The organism is Marinobacter sp. CP1 (genome assembly GCF_001266795.1).
GTDB lineage: Bacteria > Pseudomonadota > Gammaproteobacteria > Pseudomonadales > Oleiphilaceae > Marinobacter > Marinobacter flavimaris.
The window spans coordinates 1,613,776-1,631,012 of sequence record NZ_CP011929.1 but is presented as its reverse complement, the minus strand read 5'-3'; the positions used below and the strand labels follow the sequence as shown (position 1 = coordinate 1,631,012).

Here is a 17,237-nt window from a genome sequence, read left to right as displayed (position 1 = left end):
CAATGAGAGAAACGAGAGAGACATTATGACCGATCAACCGTTTCTGACCGACGTGAAAACCCTCAGAGAGCGGGCCCGCAAGCACATCGAAGAAGGAGCGCTTACCGAGGGCTACGGTGCCAACCGCGACAATGTCGTGAAAATCCTGAATGAGGCACTGGCAACCGAAATTGTCTGCACGCTGCGCTACAAGAGCCATTACTTCCGTGCCGACGGCATCAACGCCAATGTCGCTGCCCAGGAGTTCCTGGAGCATGCAGACCAGGAACAGCAGCACGCCGATTGGCTGGCCGAACGTATCGTGCAGTTGGGTGGGAAACCGAACTTCTCGCCCGAAGGTCTTTTAACGAGGTCCCACGCCGAGTTCGTTGAGGGCGATACCTTGCGGGAAATGGTGGTGGAAGATTTGGTGGCGGAGCGGATTGCCATCGATAGCTACCGCGAAATTGCCCGTTATCTGGGCGATCAGGACCCGACCTCACGGCGGATTATCGAGGAAATCCTGGCTCAGGAAGAAGAGCACGCCGACGATATGGCCGGCTTGCTGGAAGGGCTGGACAGCTGATTTATCGTGTTTTCAGCATACCGTTTGCGAGCCGGGGGCCTTATTGATTCCCCGGCTCCGCGAGCGGCAAGGTGATCCAGAAGCAGGCGCCAGATCCCTCTTCGGATTCGAAATCGACCTCACCGCCCATTGCCTGCATCAATTCCCGCGTAATCGCGAGGCCCAACCCGGTTCCTTCCTTGGTTCGTGAAGACGTCGAATTTGCCTGGGCAAATTTCTGAAAAATCCGCTCCCGGAAACTTTCAGGTACTCCGGGACCCTGATCCCGGACCTTGAGTTTCGCGTTATCTCCGGATTTGAGCAGATCCACCTCAACGGCAGCACCTCCGGGGGAAAACTTGATTGCGTTTGACAGAAGATTTGTTATGGCCTGGGTAAGCCGAACAATGTCGTAGTTGGCATACAGGTCTCGTTCCAGGACATTCAGTTGCACCTCGACGCCTCGCTTTCTGGCCATCGGCTGGATCTCTTCGATGGCTGCCTCGGCTGCTTTATCCAGTCTCTGGACAGACGCGTCGAACGTCACGTTGCCGCTGACCAGCTTTTCTATATCAAGAAGATCGTCGATAAGATGCCGCAGTTGTTTACTGTTACGCTGGGCAATAGCAAGCATCTGAGCGGTTTTCTCGTTGATTGGACCGGTTGCGCCGCCAAGGATCAGCCCCAGAGAACCGGATATTGAGGTTAATGGTGTTCGTAATTCATGGCTGACGGTGGAGATGAACTGGTTCTTCATTTCATCGATTCTCTGGCGTTCATCAACATTGGTGATGTAACCGTGCCACAGGATGCTGTCATCGGGCAGAGCCTCCGGTTGTGCCAGTCCCTCAACCCAGCTCCAGCCACCGGTATCCAGGCGCACTCGGTACCGGAGCTGCCATTGAGAAAGGGCCTGTGCAGATTCCTCAATCGACTTGAGCACCCCGGGAAGGTCATCAGGGTGTACCCGGGCTATGGCTTTGTTGGCGTCGATAGCCGCTTCTTCGGCGTCAATCCCATAGATCTCTTTAATGCCTGGGCTGGTGTAAGGAAAACTGCTGTGTCCGTCAGGCCACAGGCGGTATTGGTAAAGCATACCGGGCGCCTGGGTTACCAGTTTGTTCAGGGTTTCTGTGCGCTGGACGCGATAAAGGGTATCGGCCACCCAGTCTGCAAAGAGGGTGACGAACATCTCCTCTGTTGCGCTGAACGGGCGATGTCTGGGCGAGTGCGACGAGAAGTTTACGGTTCCAAAGATTTCGCCGTCGATCCAGATAGGCGCTGCCAGATACGTCTCTAGCCCGAAGATCTCGTAACACGGGCGGTTGGTGAATCCGGATTCGGCCATGTTTTGAATGGCAAACAATTTATGGCTGGATTCGAGGAGCAGGGAGCAATAGGTTTGTTCGAGGGGTAAGGTCGTGCCGTTTTCGATCGGGTTAGTGCCACGGGTGAAATGCCAGTGGATGGTATACACCGTGTCGGTGACCCGGCTGACAATGCCGGTTTCTAGACCCAGGTAGTCGCAGGCGATCCTCAGGGCTCTCGCCGCTCGCTCATCGGTGTCACCGGCAGAATCCAGCACAATCTCCGTCAGCACGTTGAGTGCTCGGGTACGATCCTCGGAGTGGTCCCGGATTGCACCGATCGAAAACTCGCGTTCCACGAGACCTGCCAGATCTCTCAGTGTCGTCTTCTCTTCCTCCGAAAAAAACCGAGGCTTTCGATCGATAATACACAGCGTTCCTACTCTGTGGCCCTGAGGATCATGAAGCGGTGCACCGGCGTAAAATCGGATATTAGGGTCACCGGTTACCAGGGGGTTGTCATGGAATCGCTCATCGTTGAGTGCGTTCTCGATCACTAGCGTTTCTTCGCTCAGAATCGCATGACCGCAAAAGGAGATATCCCGGCCGGTTTCCGTTGCGCCCAGTCCTTGCCGTGACTTAAACCATTGTCGGTCCTTGTCAATCAGGGAAACGAGAGCAATTGGAGCGTCAAGAGTTCGCGCGGCGAGCCGAGTAAGTCTGTCGAACCTTTCTTCAGGCAATGTATCCAGAAGCGCCAGCTCATTCAGGGCTGACAGTCGGTGGGATTCGTTGGGCGGGAACTCAGGCGTTTTCACGCTCGCCTCCAGCTTGCGAATGGTTCGACTTTGCCGCAGGTAACTCAACCCAGAAGTGGGCTCCCTTGTCGTAATAGTAGCCCACTTCACCATCCATGAGCCTGGACAGTTCCCTCGTAATCGCGAGTCCAAGGCCTGTACCGGCTTTGGCGCGATCTGTTCCTGATTCTGCCTGCTCGAATCGTTGGAACAGACGGGCTTCGAATGCTTCCGGAACGCCCTCACCTTCGTCCGCAACAGTGATTCTTATCTGTCCATCCGATGAAACGGAGGACCGTATACGTACTGAGCTTCCGACCGGTGAAAATTTGATAGCGTTGCTTATGAAATTATCCAGTATCTGCCGCAGCCTTACGGGGTCAGCGACAATTTGATGGTCTTCAGAATCATCCGGTTCAAGCAGAACACGATAATGATTGGCCATGGCGTTATTGCCCTGACAGGCACCAATAACAGCCCTTCGGGCACTCAGCTCTTGCGGGTAAATGGGCATCCGGCCGGCGACCGTCTTGTTGAAATCCAGCAGGTCTGATATCAGGTGCTGCAGCTGTTCGCTGTTCCGGAAGGCCACATCAGCCATCGCCGAAGCTTTGGGCGGCAAGTCGCCTGCGGCGCCGGAACGCAGTAACTGCAGAGAGCCATTGATAGAGGTGAGTGGGGTTCTCAGTTCATGGCTTACCGTGGAGATGAACTCGTCTTTCAGGCGGTCGAGCCCTTCCCGTTCCTTCATCAGGGTATTGAACGCCGCAGCCAGATTACGGATTTCCGGAGGGCCCGACTCGGAGACGCGTCCCGAGACCGAACCATCACGGGTCATGCTCCGTATTCTTCTGGACATAAGCTCAAGGGGGCGGGTTGCGGCGCGCGTGAGGGCCAGCGCTGCTGCCGCAAGCAGCAACGTGGCAAATACACTTGCCATCAGGAATTTCCGGAAAGATGCCCAGGCAGGTTGGGTGGCGGTTTCATAGGGGACGGCGCGTAGAAACATCCATCCCACCCGTTGGAGATGTTCAGTGGCATAGATCCACTTCTGGCCATCTCTGTCTGTTACCACGCCCGAGGTAACGCCTGAAAGGGCTGCGTCGATGATCAGATCCTCTCCCGGTGTCGGAAGCTCTGGCATGGGGGTGTTTGAGGCTAGCGAATCCACCTGAATGAAGCGTTCAGTGTCGATGACCTTGAACAATGCATTTCGGTTATTGCTTGAGGAAGAAGGGATCAGGTCGGATTGCTCAAGATTGATAATGCCGCCTGCAAAGCCCAACAAGTCCCCTTCGTCGCTTTCGATTGGTGCCAGAAACGAAAGTAGTGGGAGACCTGTTCTACGCCCGATGATCGGGCTGCTGATCACCGGTTTGCGGGTGGCGATCGCTCGTCTGAAGTGACTTCGGTCGGCGTAGGAGGTGCCGATCCGTCCTGGAACGAAAATATTCTCCGCGATGGCGACAGCATTTGCGTCCATCACGGTAAGTCCCTCACCGAAGTAGTTGCTGAGAGAGGTTTGGCGACCCAACAGGTTGTCCATTCGACGTTTGGAAATCAGTTTTTCGCCGTCGGTGAGCGTGGCTGCGAGGGCTTGTAATGCTGAAATGCGTGTTTCCAGGGAGCGGTTGACCTCGTCCGCCAGGCTTCGTGTTTCGATTAACTGCTTTTGTGTGAGTACCCGCTCGAAATCCCGAAGCAGTTCTGTGTAGGCGGTTCCCAGCAGAATCAAAACTGTAACGGCGCTGGTAAGAACGGTTATCAGGGCAATGCGGGTACCGAGGGACAAACTTTTCAAATTACTTCCTTGGAGCAATAGCCTTGCGGCCCGGAACGTGATTTCATTAGAGCCGAGAATAGTGGATTTAATCAGTGCGGCAAACTGTTTTTGCCGGGGGAAAGTGAGTGGTTTCGCAGTCCGATAATAGTGTCTCGGAGAAGTTAGAAGCTTTGAGAGCCAAATTTCTCGAGAGAGCTAACAATGATCTTCGGGAGCTGAGCGCCTACGCTGATCAGGCTCGTGCTGGCAAGTTATCTGCAGAGGGGCTCATCCGGTGCTATCAGTCTTTGCATCGACTTGCCGGATCGGCCGGGACTTTCGGTCTGCCTGAACTGGGACAGCAAGCCCGTCTGCTCGAAAAGAAGCTGAAAAGCCAGGCAGAAGAGTTGGGCGCGGCTTCCGGTATTCACCAGCAGTCTATCCAGGTTTCTGATGGCTTTGCCGACGGTATCGATTCCCTGGCGGGATTGGTGGAAACGAATTCCCGGAAGTCGCCTGTTTCCGCTCCTGATAAGACGGTTTCAACCGAACAACATCGTGTTGATGGCAGCCATGGCAGTCATGGCATGCAGGTGCGGATCATTGTGGTGGACTCCGACAGGACTGGTGGTGTTGGTTCGTTGTTGTCTGAGCTGGCACGCTACGGGTTTGTTTGCCAGTTTGTAGACGTGCACGACGAAGAAGCTTTGCGCAGTTCAGCCAGGGAAAGTGGCAGCGCTGCTGCCGTTCTTTGTTATGACTCCGTTTTGCCTGTCGTCATACCGCATTTGAAAAGCCGGGGAGGAACAGGCTCACGGCGCCGGCTGCCAGTGGTTGCTGTCGGTAACGATGACTCCTTTGCGAACAGTTACCAGGTTGCGAAAGCAGGTGCCTCAGCTTACTTCGCTGCCCCAATTGATGTACCGGAACTGGCTGAACGCATTGAGTCCCTGGCTGTGGAGCGCAGTACTGGCGTGAACGGCCGAGTCCTTATCGTGGAAGATGACGAGGAGTTAGCGGAGCACTATTGTCTGGTTCTCCGGGCCGCCGGCATTGAGGCACGATCTCTGACCGAGCCCGAGCGCCTGATGCCGGAGCTCTCTGCCTTCCAGCCGGACATCGTCCTGATGGATGTCCAGATTGGAGATTACTCTGGGGTCACCCTTGCTCGCCTCATTCGTTTCGAGTCCCGTTGGCTGAGTCTGCCAATCATTTATCTCTCTTCGGAGGACAACCCGGACGATCAGCTGGAAGCCCTGTCCAAAGGGGCTGACGAGTTTCTCGTGAAGCCAGTCTCGGATGATTACCTCGTCCGCTCAGTTCGTATTCGGTGTTACCGCGCCCGTCAGCTATCGGATCTGATGAATCGTGACAGCCTCACTGGGCTGCTCAAGCACTCGTTGATCAAGCAGGAATTGGAAAAGGAATTGGCCCGTTGCCGCCGTCTTGGACACCAGTCCAGTGTCGTGATGATTGATCTGGACTACTTTAAGCAAGTCAACGATACCTGGGGCCATCGCTACGGCGATATTGTGATACGGGCGCTTGCAAATCTGTTACGGAATCGCCTGAGAGAAACGGATATGATTGGCCGCTACGGTGGTGAGGAGTTCATGCTGGTTTTGCCGGATTGTTCGGTGCAGGCAGCGGCAAAACTGGTCAGTGGCATCTGCGAGAGCTTTTCCGAGCTGACCTTTCCGGTTGGTGAAAAAAGCTTTCATGTCACGCTCAGTGCCGGGGTCGCAGGCATCAATGACTTCGAAAGTGGAGAGTCGGCCCTGGAAGCAGCAGATCAGGCGCTTTATCGCCGCAAGCGTGGGGGTCGCGCCGGGGTTACAATTCACGACGCGCAGTAATGATGGTGTTTTCTACATATTGGGTGGTAGTCGTTTGAAAGCGCTAATCCTGGAAGATGATGATCTGGTATCCGAACTGCTGGAGACAGTGGTTGCCGGGATATACCCGGGCGCTCTGGTTAAAATCGCAGAAACCCTGGACGAAGCTTATGAATGTGTAAGGGCCAACACGTTCGATCTCTTCATTACCGATTGGAATTTGCCGGATGGGGCCGGGCTTGATCTTGTAAAACAGATTCGAAAAACAGATACCGACGTGCCCATCGTCATGGTCTCAGGGCGATCAGATCGTGATTCTGTGCTACAGGCCGCTCATTTTGGTATCGACGGATACATGACCAAGCCGTTCGACGTGAAGCAGTTGCACGAGCGTCTGGTGAAAGTACTAAAACCTTCGCAGACGAGCGTTCCTGATGTTTCCGAATTGCTTGAGAGCTCCTTGGAAGAGGTTGTTCAGTTGCCATCCGATGTCGATCCCGCGGATGTTCTCGAATTGATCAGCCGTCAGGATGACTTGTCACCTGCGCAACTTGCTGAGCGTTGGCGGGAAGAGGCGAGCGTAACCGCAAGGTTGATGGATGTGGCCAATAGCACGTCTTTTCGTCGCACTGGTAAACCGGTCGAAAGCTTGAGAGATGCCATTTCCTCAATGGGAGTAGCCCTCACGCTCAATCAGGTTCTGGCGCTGTCCCTGGATGTAACTGGTAAGTTGAAGCACGAGGCGCTGAGAGAGCTGTCGAGGACTCATTATGATGCCGCGCTCCAGGTTGCTAAAAAGGCCCAGACTCTCGCTATTAAGCTGAAAAAACCGCCGGTTCCTCTGCAGAAAGCCGGTTTGCTGAGCCGCGTCGGAGAGCTGGCGGTTCTGAAAGTGCTCAACGATTTTATTGCGCTTGGTGGCTCTCTTGAGATGACTGAAGCAGAGCAGCTGTTGCGCAAATGGTCACAGGCTTACGGCAACCGCCTCAAAGTGCAGTGGCGCTTGCCATTACGAGTAAGGGAGTTGATCGGAGCCGTCCATTTTTTGCCAACGGACTCCACCCAGGAGGATAGACTTATCATGCGCGCTGCAGCTATGTTGGCCGCTGGCAGTGATCGCTCCGAAGAGTGCCAGCGGCTTCTACGGCGTCTGGGAATTGATACAGAAGCGCCAGTGAAGGATTGACGACATGACAGCAGTCAACAGTCCCTCAATCTCTCGGGTAATGTACGTTGAGGACGACCCGGACATCCGAGCGATCGCTGAAATCGCCCTTCAGGATGTTGGTGGTTTCGAAATCGCGTTGTGCGAGTCCGGCGCCGTTGCTGTCGAGACCGCATCGGGATTTGATCCTGAACTTATCCTGTTGGATGTGATGATGCCCGGTATGGACGGTCCGACAACGCTCAAAGCCTTGCGAGAGCTCGATGGTATGGCCGATGTTCCCGTGATATTCATGACCGCGCGGCTGCAGAAGTCGGAAATCAGAGAATACCAGGAACTGGGCGCCCTGGGAGTGATCCCAAAACCATTTGACCCAATGACCTTGTCTGAGCAGATTGCAGAAATGGTGCAAGGTGCGCAGGGGTAGAGCAGGGTTTCTTCACTGGCGGTGGAAAGGTGCGAGTGAGTGTAATTTCCGGTAGTCTGGCGAGCCTTGAGTTCTGAATTTTAAATGAGGTATCCATGTCTTCCTCCCAGTCCCGGGACGAACTGAAAGCCAAGCTGAATCTTGAGACTTCTCGCATCCACTGGCACGAACTGCAGACCTACTTTGCGAGGGGGCAGGTCGTCAGGGTGTCGCCGGACCTGGATCTGCTTGAAGTGGCGACTGAGTTGGCGGCGGATAACAAAGCTCGTTTCGAGCAGTGGATGAACGATGGTCGCGTTGGTGAGGTTGCGCCGGACACCGCGCAGGATTGGTATGATCGCAATGCGGAACTCTGGGCGGTCGTCATAGCACCCTGGGTTCTCGTTCAGGACAGGTCAGGGCATGTTCTGCACTGACAGCATAACGCCATGAAGCTCCACTATTTCCACGGCCGTAGCCCGCTCCGGGATCTTGTCATGGTGAAAGACGGCCAACGCATCGAGCTACACATCCGGCCAGCAGGCGGCGGCCATTGGGGCCTGGTCGCTCTCTCTGGCCCAGACCAGGCGCGCCCGGATGGGCAGTTCTGCCGTGGGCCCTGGCCAACCCAGGCCCGGGCTGAATCGGTTCTGAGGAGCGTCGCCGGCACCATGATGGGAAAAGGCTATGAGCCGAAGCCCGGAGATTATGCGGTCTGGTCCGTTACCGCCCAACGTCTTGCCCGCACCATCGGCGTTCCCCAGGGTGAACAGGCCAGCCCGGATGCCGACCCCGACCAGTTCAAACCCCTGACCTGATAACCCCCTTTTTGTTTCGAGGACGCCATGCTGACTGGAGCCTTGCTCATTCTTGCTCCCCTTTTTCTGGGGTTTGCCATCGCCCTGGAAAACCGCCGGGCCATGACGGTGATCCATTACACGGTGGAGGCACTGGTTTACTTCATCCTGTTGCTGCTGGGCCTGGGGCTTGGCCAGATGGAGGGCCTGGCGGCGCAACTGGGTGGCATGGCGACTCAGGTACTGGCACTGGTGCTGGTGCTTTTCGTCGCCAACATGTTTGGGCTCTGGATGTTCCACCGCTGGCAGCCAATGTCCATCGAGCGGGTCGAGGGCAGTGTCAGCCCCGGATACCGCCGGCTTTTTCTGGCTGGCCTGAAACCGCTGGTGGCGGTTATTGCCGGGCTGCTTGCCGGCTACTACCTGTTGCCGGACATGCCCATGGCGGAACAGCTGGCGACGTGGTCTCTGATGTTGCTGCTGTTTCTGATCGGCCTGCAGTTGCGCAATGCCGGGCTGTCGCTGCGCAAACTGCTGATGAATCGTCAGGGGCTCGGTATCGCGCTGGCTCTAACGCTCAGTTCCCTGGTGGCCGGTGCCCTGTTGATACCCTGGCTTGGGTTGCCCTGGCACGACGCCCTGGCGGTTGCCTCCGGGTTTGGCTGGTACTCGCTGTCCGGCATTGTCATCGGCGAAGCCCTTGGCCCTGCGTGGGGCGGCGTGGCCTTCCTCAATGATGTGCTCAGGGAGATTGTTGCGCTGGCAATCATCCCCTTGTTGATTGCCAACAGGCCGGCCATGGCTATTGGTTATGGTGGCGCTACCGCCATGGACTTCACCCTGCCGGTAATCCGCAGCAGTGGCGGGCTGACCTGTGTTCCGGTGGCGATCGCCTCCGGTTTCTTGCTGTCTTTTCTCTCGCCGGTGCTGATGGGGGTGTTCCTGTCTTTGGGATAAATTGACACGGTGCAAGGCAAGTTGCGGTTTTACGGGTAGTATGTGAAGCAGTAAACTGTCGTTTATTGACAAATGTTAATGTCTTTACCCGGTCCGGAGCCTGATGCAACGCCGTGAATTCCTTGGTTTATCGATAGCAGCCGGACTGTCCGCGGCGGGATTGCCGGGTTGCAGCGATTCCGGCCCGCTGAGGTTCGGTATTCACCCCTGGATCGGCTACGAGCCACTGTACCTTGCCCGTGATTTCAACTGGTTGCCGGATACGGTTGCGCTGGTGCCGGGCACGTCTGCCAAAGACTCCATGGAAGGCCTGCTTTCAGGGGCGCTTGATGGGGCGGCGCTGACTCTGGATGAAACCATACGCGTCTGGTCGAGAGGGCTGGAATTGGTTGTGGTTGCTGTCGCTGATGTGTCCGCCGGCGCCGATGTTCTGATGGTCAAGCCATCAATCACCGAATTGACAGCCCTCAAGGGGCAGCGGATTGCGGTAGAGCTGGACGGTGTCTCCGGCGTTATGCTGTTTAAAATCCTCGAAGTCGCGGGGCTCGGTCGCAGCGACGTGATAAAAGTGGATTTGCCGGTAAGCCAGCATGCACAAGCCTGGTCCCGCGGTGAAGTGGATGCTTCCGTGTGCTACGAGCCAACAGCGTCACTCATAGAGAACGCCGGAGGCGTCAGACTCTTCGATAGTAGCGACGTTCCGGAAACCATCTTTGATGTGCTGGTGGTGACCCGGAAAGCGGCAGAGAGCAATTCCAGAGCGGTTCGCGACCTGTTGACCGGACATTTTACCGGCCTGCAGCACCTGGTGCGGAGCATGCACGACTCAATATACCGGATTGCCACCCGTCAGGGGATCAGCCCGGACGAGGTCCGCATGGCACTGGCCAGCGTTATGCTGCCGGATCTGGCCGCAAACCAGCGTTATCTCAGAGCAGCCGGACCCATCGAAACCAGGGCCGGATCCCTGTCTCGCCTGATGCTGGCAGAGGGGATGATTGATCAGAATCCGGTCATCCAGCGCTTGTCAGATTCTTCGTTTTTGCCGGCGAGGGTCTCTTGAACATTCGCCGGTTTGCTGTCTGTCTTTGTTTTCTGTTTGCCACGGAATTTGTGGCGATGACATCAGCCAATGCTGATGAAACACTGACTCTGGGCGTATTCGCCTACCGCCCGGATGACGTGCTCCGGGAACGCTACCAGCCTTTGACCGACTACCTGACCCTAGAAACCGGCATCCAGATAGAGCTCGAGATTCTCAACCAGGAGAATATGAGTCGGGCGATCGCCGCCAACCGGCTGGATTTTTTTCTTACCAATCCCAGCCATTTTCTGCTGATCCGAAGCGAACGCAGTCTGACCGGCGTTCTGGCGACTCTGGTCAGGCGCTCCGGCCAGTCTGCGACCGGCAGTCTTGGTGGCGTGATCTTTACCAGGGCCGAGCGCGACGACATTGAGCAGCTCGCCGATATTCGTGATAAGACCATTGCCTCACCCGGCGTTCATTTCCTCGGGGGCTACCAGACGCAGGTTCTCGAGCTGATGGATGCCGGTATTGATATCCGGAGAGTGAATCTGATTCGGTTTATGGGCACCCACGACCGAGTGGTTCGTTCGGTTCTCTCCGGAGATGCCGATGTTGGCTTTATCCGAACCAGCATACTGGAGCAGATGGCGCAGGAAGACCCTGATCTGTTTACCCGGGTGAAGGTTCTGAACCGTCAGCGGCTGGCGGGTTTCCCCTACGTTGTTTCAACCCGTCTATATCCGGAATGGCCCGTGGTGGCGCTGCCCCATGTCAACGAGCGGGCCGTCCGTCGTATCGCGTCGGCGCTTTTTGCGATTGAGCCGGAAGACGAGGTTGCGCTGTCAGTCGGCATTTCGGGTTTTTCGCCGCCCGCGGACTACCAGTCGGTTGAGTATCTGGCGCGCACTCTGCGGGTGCCGCCCTACGACCAGGCGCCCCAACTTACCTGGGTGGATGCGTTGCACCAGTATCGGCTCTGGGTCTTTACCATTCTGGTGTTGGTCATGTTGCTGGTGGCATCGTCGCTCTGGCTGGGCAAGAGCAAGCGGCAGCTGGCCGCGGAACAGAGGCGTCTGCGCCAGCTTATCCGGGGTTGGCCACAAGCTGCATTGCTGATCCGGGGTGGACTTTTCATCGATACCAACCGGGCTTCTGTTGACCTGCTCAGGTACACCTCCAGTGAATCACTGGTCGGCAAGGATCTGGCGGTCTTTTCGCCGGAATTCCAGCCAGACGGGCAGATCTCCCGACAAAAAATGGTGCCCATGCTGGCCCGGGTTTCGGCGGGTCAGGTGGAACAGTGCGAATGGGTTCTGAATCGCTCTGACGGCACGGAGATCTGGGTGGAGCTTACCATGGCGCCCGTCCACACCGAGGACGAACCGGAAGCTCTGATTCTTTGCTCCCTGTATGAAATCACTCTCCGGAAACACGCGGAACAGCGGCAGCGGCTGGCGGCGAGCGTCTTCGAATACGCCCGCGAGGCTATTTTCATTACTGATAATCACGGCATCGTGATTGATGCCAACGATGCGTATCTGGCGATAACCGGCCGGCCCCGCAATCGGGCAATAGGAAGACTGCCACCCCTACCGGTGGAGGAAGGCAGTGGTATTTTCGCCAGTGCCCGGTCTCAGGGCTTCTGGTCCGGAGAGTTTTCCAGCAGACGCAATGATGGCGAGCCGATTACCTTGTCGGTAACACTGAGCAGTGTTCGTGGCGATCATGGCGAAGTCTCGCATTTTGTCGGTATTTTCAGTGACATCAGTCGGCTTAAAGAGCAGGAAAGAAAGCTCCGGATCATGGCCCATTACGATGCCCTGACCGGAATGCCTAACCGGGTTCTGTTTGCCGACCGATTGCAGCAAGGCATGGCTCTTACCCGGCGTCAGAGCGGCAAACTGGCGGTGGTTTATATTGATCTGGACGAGTTCAAGCCGGTAAACGATGCCTTCGGTCATGAGGCGGGTGACCAGTTGCTTGTCGAGGTGGCCGCCCGTATGCGTTCGGAACTCCGGCAAGAGGATACTCTGGCGAGGCTCGGTGGTGATGAGTTTGCGGCCATCGTGATGAATGTTCAGGACGACGCATCTCTTGAGACCCTGTTGGTACGTCTTTTGGCGCGGGTGGCAGAACCTGTCTGGGTTGCCGATCACAGCGTCGAAGTTTCAGCCAGTATCGGCTACACGCTGTTCCCGCAGGCAGAGGATCTGGACGGCGACCAGCTCCTGCGCCAGGCCGACCAGGCCATGTATCAGGCCAAGCACCGGGGCCGCAATCGCTATGTCCGATTCTCTGATCCATCTTCCTGATAGCAGCCGTTGAACCACTCTATTCCGAGCTGTCCGCGGCTGTCAGCGTTCTCAGGCGAGGAATTTCCTGACATCAATCTTGTAGGTTTCCGGATCAACGGCTCGCAGAATCCGGTCCTGTGTGCCCGGTTTCGCGAGATCGAGGGTATCTACTGTGATCGGCATGCGGAATTTGGTGTGGTACATAACGCGCACAGTCGGCAGCCTCTGGTCACTTTCATTGGCTTCAACCACGACGCCAAGGCGACCACTTTCCAGAAGCACCAGCGAACCCACCGGGTAAAGGCCCAGGCACCGGATAAACTGTTTGACCAGACTGGGATCAAGGTGAGTGCCGCTCCACTCCAGAAGCTTCTTCAGACCCTGTGTTGGTGTCATGCCCTTGTGATAGACCCGGTCTGCGGTAATGGCATCGTATACATCGCTGATCGCCACCATGCGACCGTATTCCGAGATCTCATCACCCTTCAGGCCCTCCGGATAGCCTGTGCCGTCGAGGCGTTCGTGGTGCTGGGCCGCCGTGATGACGGTGAGCTCGCCAATGCCCTCTGTGGTAGCCAGAATGTCCCGTGAATGACGGGCATGGAGTTTCATCACTTCAAACTCTTCCGGTGTCAGGCGGCCGGGTTTGTGCAGTATTTCGTCGGGTGTGAGGATTTTGCCAAGGTCGTGGAGAAGTGCGCCCACAATGGTCTGATGCAGGACATCGGAGGACAGGCCACGATGGTTTCCGAACAGGGACATCAACACACTCAGATTTACCGAGTGTTCCAGAAGATAATTGTCCTTTTCCCGGATGCGCCCCAGGCAGCTTAGTGCGTTGGCATTCCTGAGCACGGAGTGTTGCAGTTCGTCCGCCAACTGGTGGATGGGCGCCACATCGATAGCGCTGCCCACCTTGGCGTGGTTCATGAACTCACCCACCAGCCCCTGGGCCTGACTATGGATCTGCTGGGCAATCACGATTTCTTCGGCGAGCGGAACATGCGGCCGCAAGCCTGGCGTCAGTTCACCCGCCTTTTGCAGGGCCGACTCGTTCCGACGATCCACGTCGGCGGCCGTTTCCGAGTCTTGGGAATCGAGGCCTTTTGAAGCGTCGATGTAGACAAACTCTACCCCCATCCGGCGGATTTTCTCGATGGTTTCCTCTTTTTTGATAACACCTCGCTTGCGCTGGGTGTTGTGGGGAATCCAGTCGTTGTTCAGGTCGGTTATGTACATGCCGACCTTGAGTGCGGAAATGGGGACGCGCTTGATCATTCGCTGGAGAAAAACGTCCTCAGGCTGTTGTGATACGTCTTGCCAATCACTTCGTCCAGAGGCAGCTCTTTCACCTCAGCGATTTTCTCGGCCACAAACGGCAGGTAGAAGGGCGCGTTTTCCTTGCCGCGGTAGGGTACCGGGGTAAGAAAGGGCGAGTCGGTTTCCAGCAGGATCTGGTTAATCGGAGCCATACGCACGATGTCGCGTACATTCTCGGCCTTGTTGAATGTTGTGATGCCGTTAAAGCCCAGGCACCAGCCCTGATCCAGGGCATACCGGGCAAGTCCCGGGCCGGAGGTGAAGCTGTGAATGACACCGCGGCGTTTCAGGGTGTCCTCAAATTCGCCAAGGATCTCGATGGTATCCTCGTCGGCTTCCCGGCTATGGATAACCACGGGCCGATCCGTGTCGCAGGCGATTTGCAGCTGACGCCGGAACACCTCGCGCTGAACATCTCGGTCGGCGTTGTCGTAAAAGTAGTCCAGCCCGATTTCGCCCACCGCAACGATCTTCTCGTCCCTGGCGTGGGCACGGATTTCGGCTTCTACGTCATCGGAATAGCTTTCAGCGTCGTGGGGGTGGATGCCCTGGGTGCCATACACCCAGGGCGCAACGTGGCTGAGCTCCCGCACCCTGGCGAGGTTGTCCGGGGAGACCGCGATGGTGATCACTTTCTCGATATTGACCCCTCGTGCCTGCTCCAGGGTTTCCTCGAGCGGACGGTCCTTGAGGTAATCCAGGTGACAGTGGGTTTCAATGATCGGGTGATCAAATACGGGAATCTCGCGACGTTTTTTACTCATTGCCGGGTACTACACTCCATCGCAACCTGCAAACAGGCTGCTATTCTGTGAATTCGGGCTCACAAGTTTACCAGCTTGTACGATTGTTGACCTGTATTACCTCCATAGGGACTTGCACGGAGTAATTTGATGAGGTTGTCGGCGTTTACCAGTTCGTTTCTTTATGAACCCGGGAAACCGAGATTCCGGGATTACCCGACTTTTCTGGATGGCGATGACACCACCCTGCCAGGGTTGGAAGCCAGTCTGGATCAGATTGGTGAATATCAGCGCCGGCTCTGGGCAAACCAGTCCAGGGCGGTTCTATTGGTTACCCACGGCCCGGACACCAGCGGAAAAGACAGCCTGATCCGTACTCTGGCAACCTACGCCGACCCCGCTGGTTTCCATGCCTGGTCGTTCAGCCGGCCCAGGGGTGCCGAAACCCGCCATGACTTTCTCTGGCGGGTCACGCCGTTTCTGCCCGGCTTTGGTGAGATGGTCGCCTTCAATCGCAGCCATCATGAGGCTGTGATCGCAGAACGGGTCTGGCCGGTTCATGAAGCAGACAGCTATAACTGGGAAAACCGTTACCGCTCCATCCGGAACTTCGAGAATCATCTCGTGGAAGAGGGCACCACGGTGATCAAGATCTGGCTCAACCTGTCTGAGGATGAGCATCGCCAGAGGCTTCTCAAGCGTCTGGACAAGCCGCGCAAGCGCTGGAAGTTTGATCGGTCCGATATCGATGGCTGGGAAAAACGCAGGGAGTACGAAGCGTTTGCCGAGGAAGCCATTGCCGCGACCCATACAGAGCAGGCACCCTGGTTTATCGTGCCGGGCGATCGGAAGCCCCAGGCGCGCCCGATTGTCGCAGCCATACTGGCTGAGCAATTGCAGAAACTGGCGCCGGAATATCCGAAAGAAGATGAAAGCGTTTTAAAAGAGTACCGGCGTCTTCTGGCGAAGACCGGCGTGGAGTAAACATGAGGGAGGAATGCATGCACATTGCTGTTGTTGGTGGCGGCGTGGTGGGAATGACCACCGCCTATGAACTGAATCGCCGGGGCCACCAGGTGACTGTGCTGGAACGTCATTCAATGGCCGGCAACGAGACCAGCAAGGCCAACGCGGCCCAGCGATCCTATGGGGTGGTGTACCCCTGGGCCGATCCCGCGATTGTATTCAAGGCCATCCCCTGGATCCTCAAGCAGGATGGCCCCCTGAAGCTACGCTTTCCGCCGTCTGTGGAAACACTCAAGTTCATGTTCGCCACGCTCCGTTACGCCTGGTCGCCAGGGCTGTTCGGGTTGAATCGCCGCGCCATGTTGCGCCTCGGTATCCACAGCCGGGAGCGATTCATGGCGCTTGAGAAGGAGCTTGATCTGTCCTTCGATGGCGACCACCAGGGTCTGCTGCACCTGGCGAGCACACCGGAAGCGCTGGAAGGCTACCGGACGACCCATGAATTGCTGAACGAACTGGGCATCCCTTCCCGTTTGCTCACACCCGAACAGGTGCGCGACGCCGAGCCCGGCATGGTTGGCAATGGTCCGCTTTATGGCGCCCTGAGCTATGACACCGACGGAACCGGCGATTGCCACAAATTTTCCCGGGAACTCGCTAAAGTCTGCGAGGCAAAGGGGATAGTGGTTCGTTACAACGTGGAAGCGGAAAAGCTGATTGCCGATGACCAGAGGGTCAGCGCAATTTCAGTCAGAAACAGCGATGGAGTCATGGAAGCCCTGGAAGTGGATGCCGTGGTGATCAGCGCCGGCTGCTGGTCCAACCACCTAGTTCAGCCCCTGGGCCTCGAACTGCCCATCTATCCGGTAAAAGGTTACAGCCTGACGGTCCCCATGAAGGACCCGGAACGAGGCCCCGCTTCCACCATTCACGATGACAACTACAAAGTGGTTTCTACTCGTCTGGGCAATCGATTACGCGCCACAGGGTTTGTCGAGCTAGCGGATTTCAACAGAGACATTCCGGAGGCGAGGCTGGCCACGATCCGAAAATCGGTGGAGTCCCGGTTCCCCGGCTGCGCCGATCTCGACGCCGCGGAAACCTGGACCGGCTTCCGCCCCATGACCCCGGATGGCCCTGCGATTATCGGCCGCGGTCCCCGAGACAACCTCTACCTCAACACTGGCCACGGCACCTTCGGCTGGACCCTGTCCGCGGGCAGTGCCGATGTCATCGCCCAGGTAATCGAAGGCGAGGAGCCGTCCGTTTGCCTGGATGCCTTCCGCCCAGGAAGATTCCAGGAGTAGGCTCAATACC

15 protein-coding genes are annotated in these 17,237 nt (G+C 56.7%); 11 read left to right on the top strand and 4 right to left on the bottom strand.

Annotation, left to right across the window (positions count from 1 at the left end):
• Positions 1–25: 25 nt before the first annotated feature.
• Positions 26–565 (top strand): ferritin-like domain-containing protein, encoded by a 540-nt coding sequence (locus ACP86_RS07690; protein ID WP_008173036.1) that lies wholly within the window; start codon positions 26–28, stop codon positions 563–565.
• Positions 566–605: 40 nt separating this feature from the next.
• Here the strand turns inward: ACP86_RS07690 and ACP86_RS07685 are convergent, their stop codons facing one another.
• Positions 606–2,669, bottom strand: a complete 2,064-nt coding sequence (locus ACP86_RS07685; protein ID WP_075267616.1) for a GAF domain-containing protein — start codon at positions 2,667–2,669, stop codon at positions 606–608.
• A complete protein-coding gene (locus tag ACP86_RS07680) occupies positions 2,656–4,449 on the bottom strand; it encodes an ATP-binding protein (protein ID WP_053113231.1) in 1,794 nt (597 codons plus the stop codon). Before ACP86_RS07680 ends, ACP86_RS07685 begins: the two co-directional genes overlap by 14 nt.
• Positions 4,450–4,601: 152 nt before the next feature.
• On the opposite strand from ACP86_RS07680, the gene ACP86_RS07675 reads away from it, so the two are divergent.
• The 8 genes from ACP86_RS07675 to ACP86_RS07640 all read left to right on the top strand — a co-directional run bounded on the left by ACP86_RS07675 (position 4,602) and on the right by ACP86_RS07640 (position 12,909).
• Positions 4,602–6,266: a diguanylate cyclase gene (locus ACP86_RS07675; RefSeq protein WP_227507838.1), complete on the top strand. Its 1,665-nt coding sequence runs from the start codon at positions 4,602–4,604 to the stop codon at positions 6,264–6,266.
• Positions 6,163–7,431 carry a response regulator gene (locus ACP86_RS07670; RefSeq protein ID WP_176443077.1) on the top strand — a complete coding sequence of 423 codons (1,269 nt, stop codon included), beginning with the start codon at positions 6,163–6,165 and terminating at the stop codon, positions 7,429–7,431. The genes ACP86_RS07675 and ACP86_RS07670 overlap by 104 nt, the downstream gene beginning before the upstream one ends.
• A 4-nt stretch (positions 7,432–7,435) precedes the next feature.
• Positions 7,436–7,837 (top strand): response regulator, encoded by a 402-nt coding sequence (locus ACP86_RS07665; protein ID WP_053113229.1) that lies wholly within the window; start codon positions 7,436–7,438, stop codon positions 7,835–7,837.
• A gap of 95 nt (positions 7,838–7,932) precedes the next feature.
• Positions 7,933–8,253, top strand: a complete 321-nt coding sequence (locus ACP86_RS07660; RefSeq protein WP_053113228.1) for a DUF2288 domain-containing protein — start codon at positions 7,933–7,935, stop codon at positions 8,251–8,253.
• Between the two features lie 12 nt (positions 8,254–8,265).
• Complete coding sequence (locus ACP86_RS07655) at positions 8,266–8,634, top strand: hypothetical protein (RefSeq protein WP_053113227.1); 369 nt, start codon at positions 8,266–8,268, stop codon at positions 8,632–8,634.
• Between the two features lie 27 nt (positions 8,635–8,661).
• Complete coding sequence (locus tag ACP86_RS07650; protein ID WP_014578602.1) at positions 8,662–9,570, top strand: lysine exporter LysO family protein; 909 nt, start codon at positions 8,662–8,664, stop codon at positions 9,568–9,570.
• Positions 9,571–9,673: 103 nt separating this feature from the next.
• A complete protein-coding gene (locus ACP86_RS07645; protein WP_053113226.1) occupies positions 9,674–10,633 on the top strand; it encodes an ABC transporter substrate-binding protein in 960 nt (319 codons plus the stop codon).
• A 56-nt stretch (positions 10,634–10,689) separates the two neighbouring features.
• On the top strand, positions 10,690–12,909 hold the full coding sequence (locus ACP86_RS07640) for a diguanylate cyclase domain-containing protein (RefSeq protein ID WP_227507837.1): 2,220 nt from the start codon (positions 10,690–10,692) through the stop codon (positions 12,907–12,909).
• A 51-nt stretch (positions 12,910–12,960) separates the two neighbouring features.
• Here ACP86_RS07640 and ACP86_RS07635 read toward each other — a convergent pair whose 3' ends face one another.
• Both ACP86_RS07635 and ACP86_RS07630 read right to left on the bottom strand, forming a co-directional pair.
• Positions 12,961–14,169: an HD-GYP domain-containing protein gene (locus ACP86_RS07635; RefSeq protein ID WP_053113224.1), complete on the bottom strand. Its 1,209-nt coding sequence runs from the start codon at positions 14,167–14,169 to the stop codon at positions 12,961–12,963.
• Positions 14,166–14,975: a TatD family hydrolase gene (locus ACP86_RS07630; RefSeq protein ID WP_053113223.1), complete on the bottom strand. Its 810-nt coding sequence runs from the start codon at positions 14,973–14,975 to the stop codon at positions 14,166–14,168. The genes ACP86_RS07635 and ACP86_RS07630 overlap by 4 nt, the downstream gene beginning before the upstream one ends.
• A 129-nt stretch (positions 14,976–15,104) precedes the next feature.
• Here ACP86_RS07630 and ACP86_RS07625 point away from each other — a divergent pair, with 129 nt between their 5' ends.
• On the top strand, positions 15,105–15,938 hold the full coding sequence (locus ACP86_RS07625) for a polyphosphate kinase (RefSeq protein WP_053113222.1): 834 nt from the start codon (positions 15,105–15,107) through the stop codon (positions 15,936–15,938).
• Between the two features lie 17 nt (positions 15,939–15,955).
• On the top strand, positions 15,956–17,227 hold the full coding sequence (locus ACP86_RS07620; RefSeq protein ID WP_053115489.1) for a D-amino acid dehydrogenase: 1,272 nt from the start codon (positions 15,956–15,958) through the stop codon (positions 17,225–17,227).
• Positions 17,228–17,237 lie beyond the last annotated feature (10 nt).

Excerpts from the sequence above, each read along its gene's own strand:
- ACP86_RS07690 (WP_008173036.1), top strand. The coding sequence starts at position 26 with ATGACCGATCAACCGTTTCTGACCGACGTGAAAACCCTCAGAGAGCGG.
- ACP86_RS07670 (WP_176443077.1), top strand. The coding sequence starts at position 6,163 with ATGACTTCGAAAGTGGAGAGTCGGCCCTGGAAGCAGCAGATCAGGCGC.
- ACP86_RS07665 (WP_053113229.1), top strand. The coding sequence starts at position 7,436 with ATGACAGCAGTCAACAGTCCCTCAATCTCTCGGGTAATGTACGTTGAG.
- ACP86_RS07660 (WP_053113228.1), top strand. The coding sequence starts at position 7,933 with ATGTCTTCCTCCCAGTCCCGGGACGAACTGAAAGCCAAGCTGAATCTT.
- ACP86_RS07655 (WP_053113227.1), top strand. The coding sequence starts at position 8,266 with ATGAAGCTCCACTATTTCCACGGCCGTAGCCCGCTCCGGGATCTTGTC.
- ACP86_RS07650 (WP_014578602.1), top strand. The coding sequence starts at position 8,662 with ATGCTGACTGGAGCCTTGCTCATTCTTGCTCCCCTTTTTCTGGGGTTT.
- ACP86_RS07645 (WP_053113226.1), top strand. The coding sequence starts at position 9,674 with ATGCAACGCCGTGAATTCCTTGGTTTATCGATAGCAGCCGGACTGTCC.
- ACP86_RS07640 (WP_227507837.1), top strand. The coding sequence starts at position 10,690 with ATGACATCAGCCAATGCTGATGAAACACTGACTCTGGGCGTATTCGCC.
- ACP86_RS07635 (WP_053113224.1), bottom strand. The coding sequence starts at position 14,169 with ATGATCAAGCGCGTCCCCATTTCCGCACTCAAGGTCGGCATGTACATA.
- ACP86_RS07630 (WP_053113223.1), bottom strand. The coding sequence starts at position 14,975 with ATGAGTAAAAAACGTCGCGAGATTCCCGTATTTGATCACCCGATCATT.
- ACP86_RS07625 (WP_053113222.1), top strand. The coding sequence starts at position 15,105 with ATGAGGTTGTCGGCGTTTACCAGTTCGTTTCTTTATGAACCCGGGAAA.
- ACP86_RS07620 (WP_053115489.1), top strand. The coding sequence starts at position 15,956 with ATGCACATTGCTGTTGTTGGTGGCGGCGTGGTGGGAATGACCACCGCC.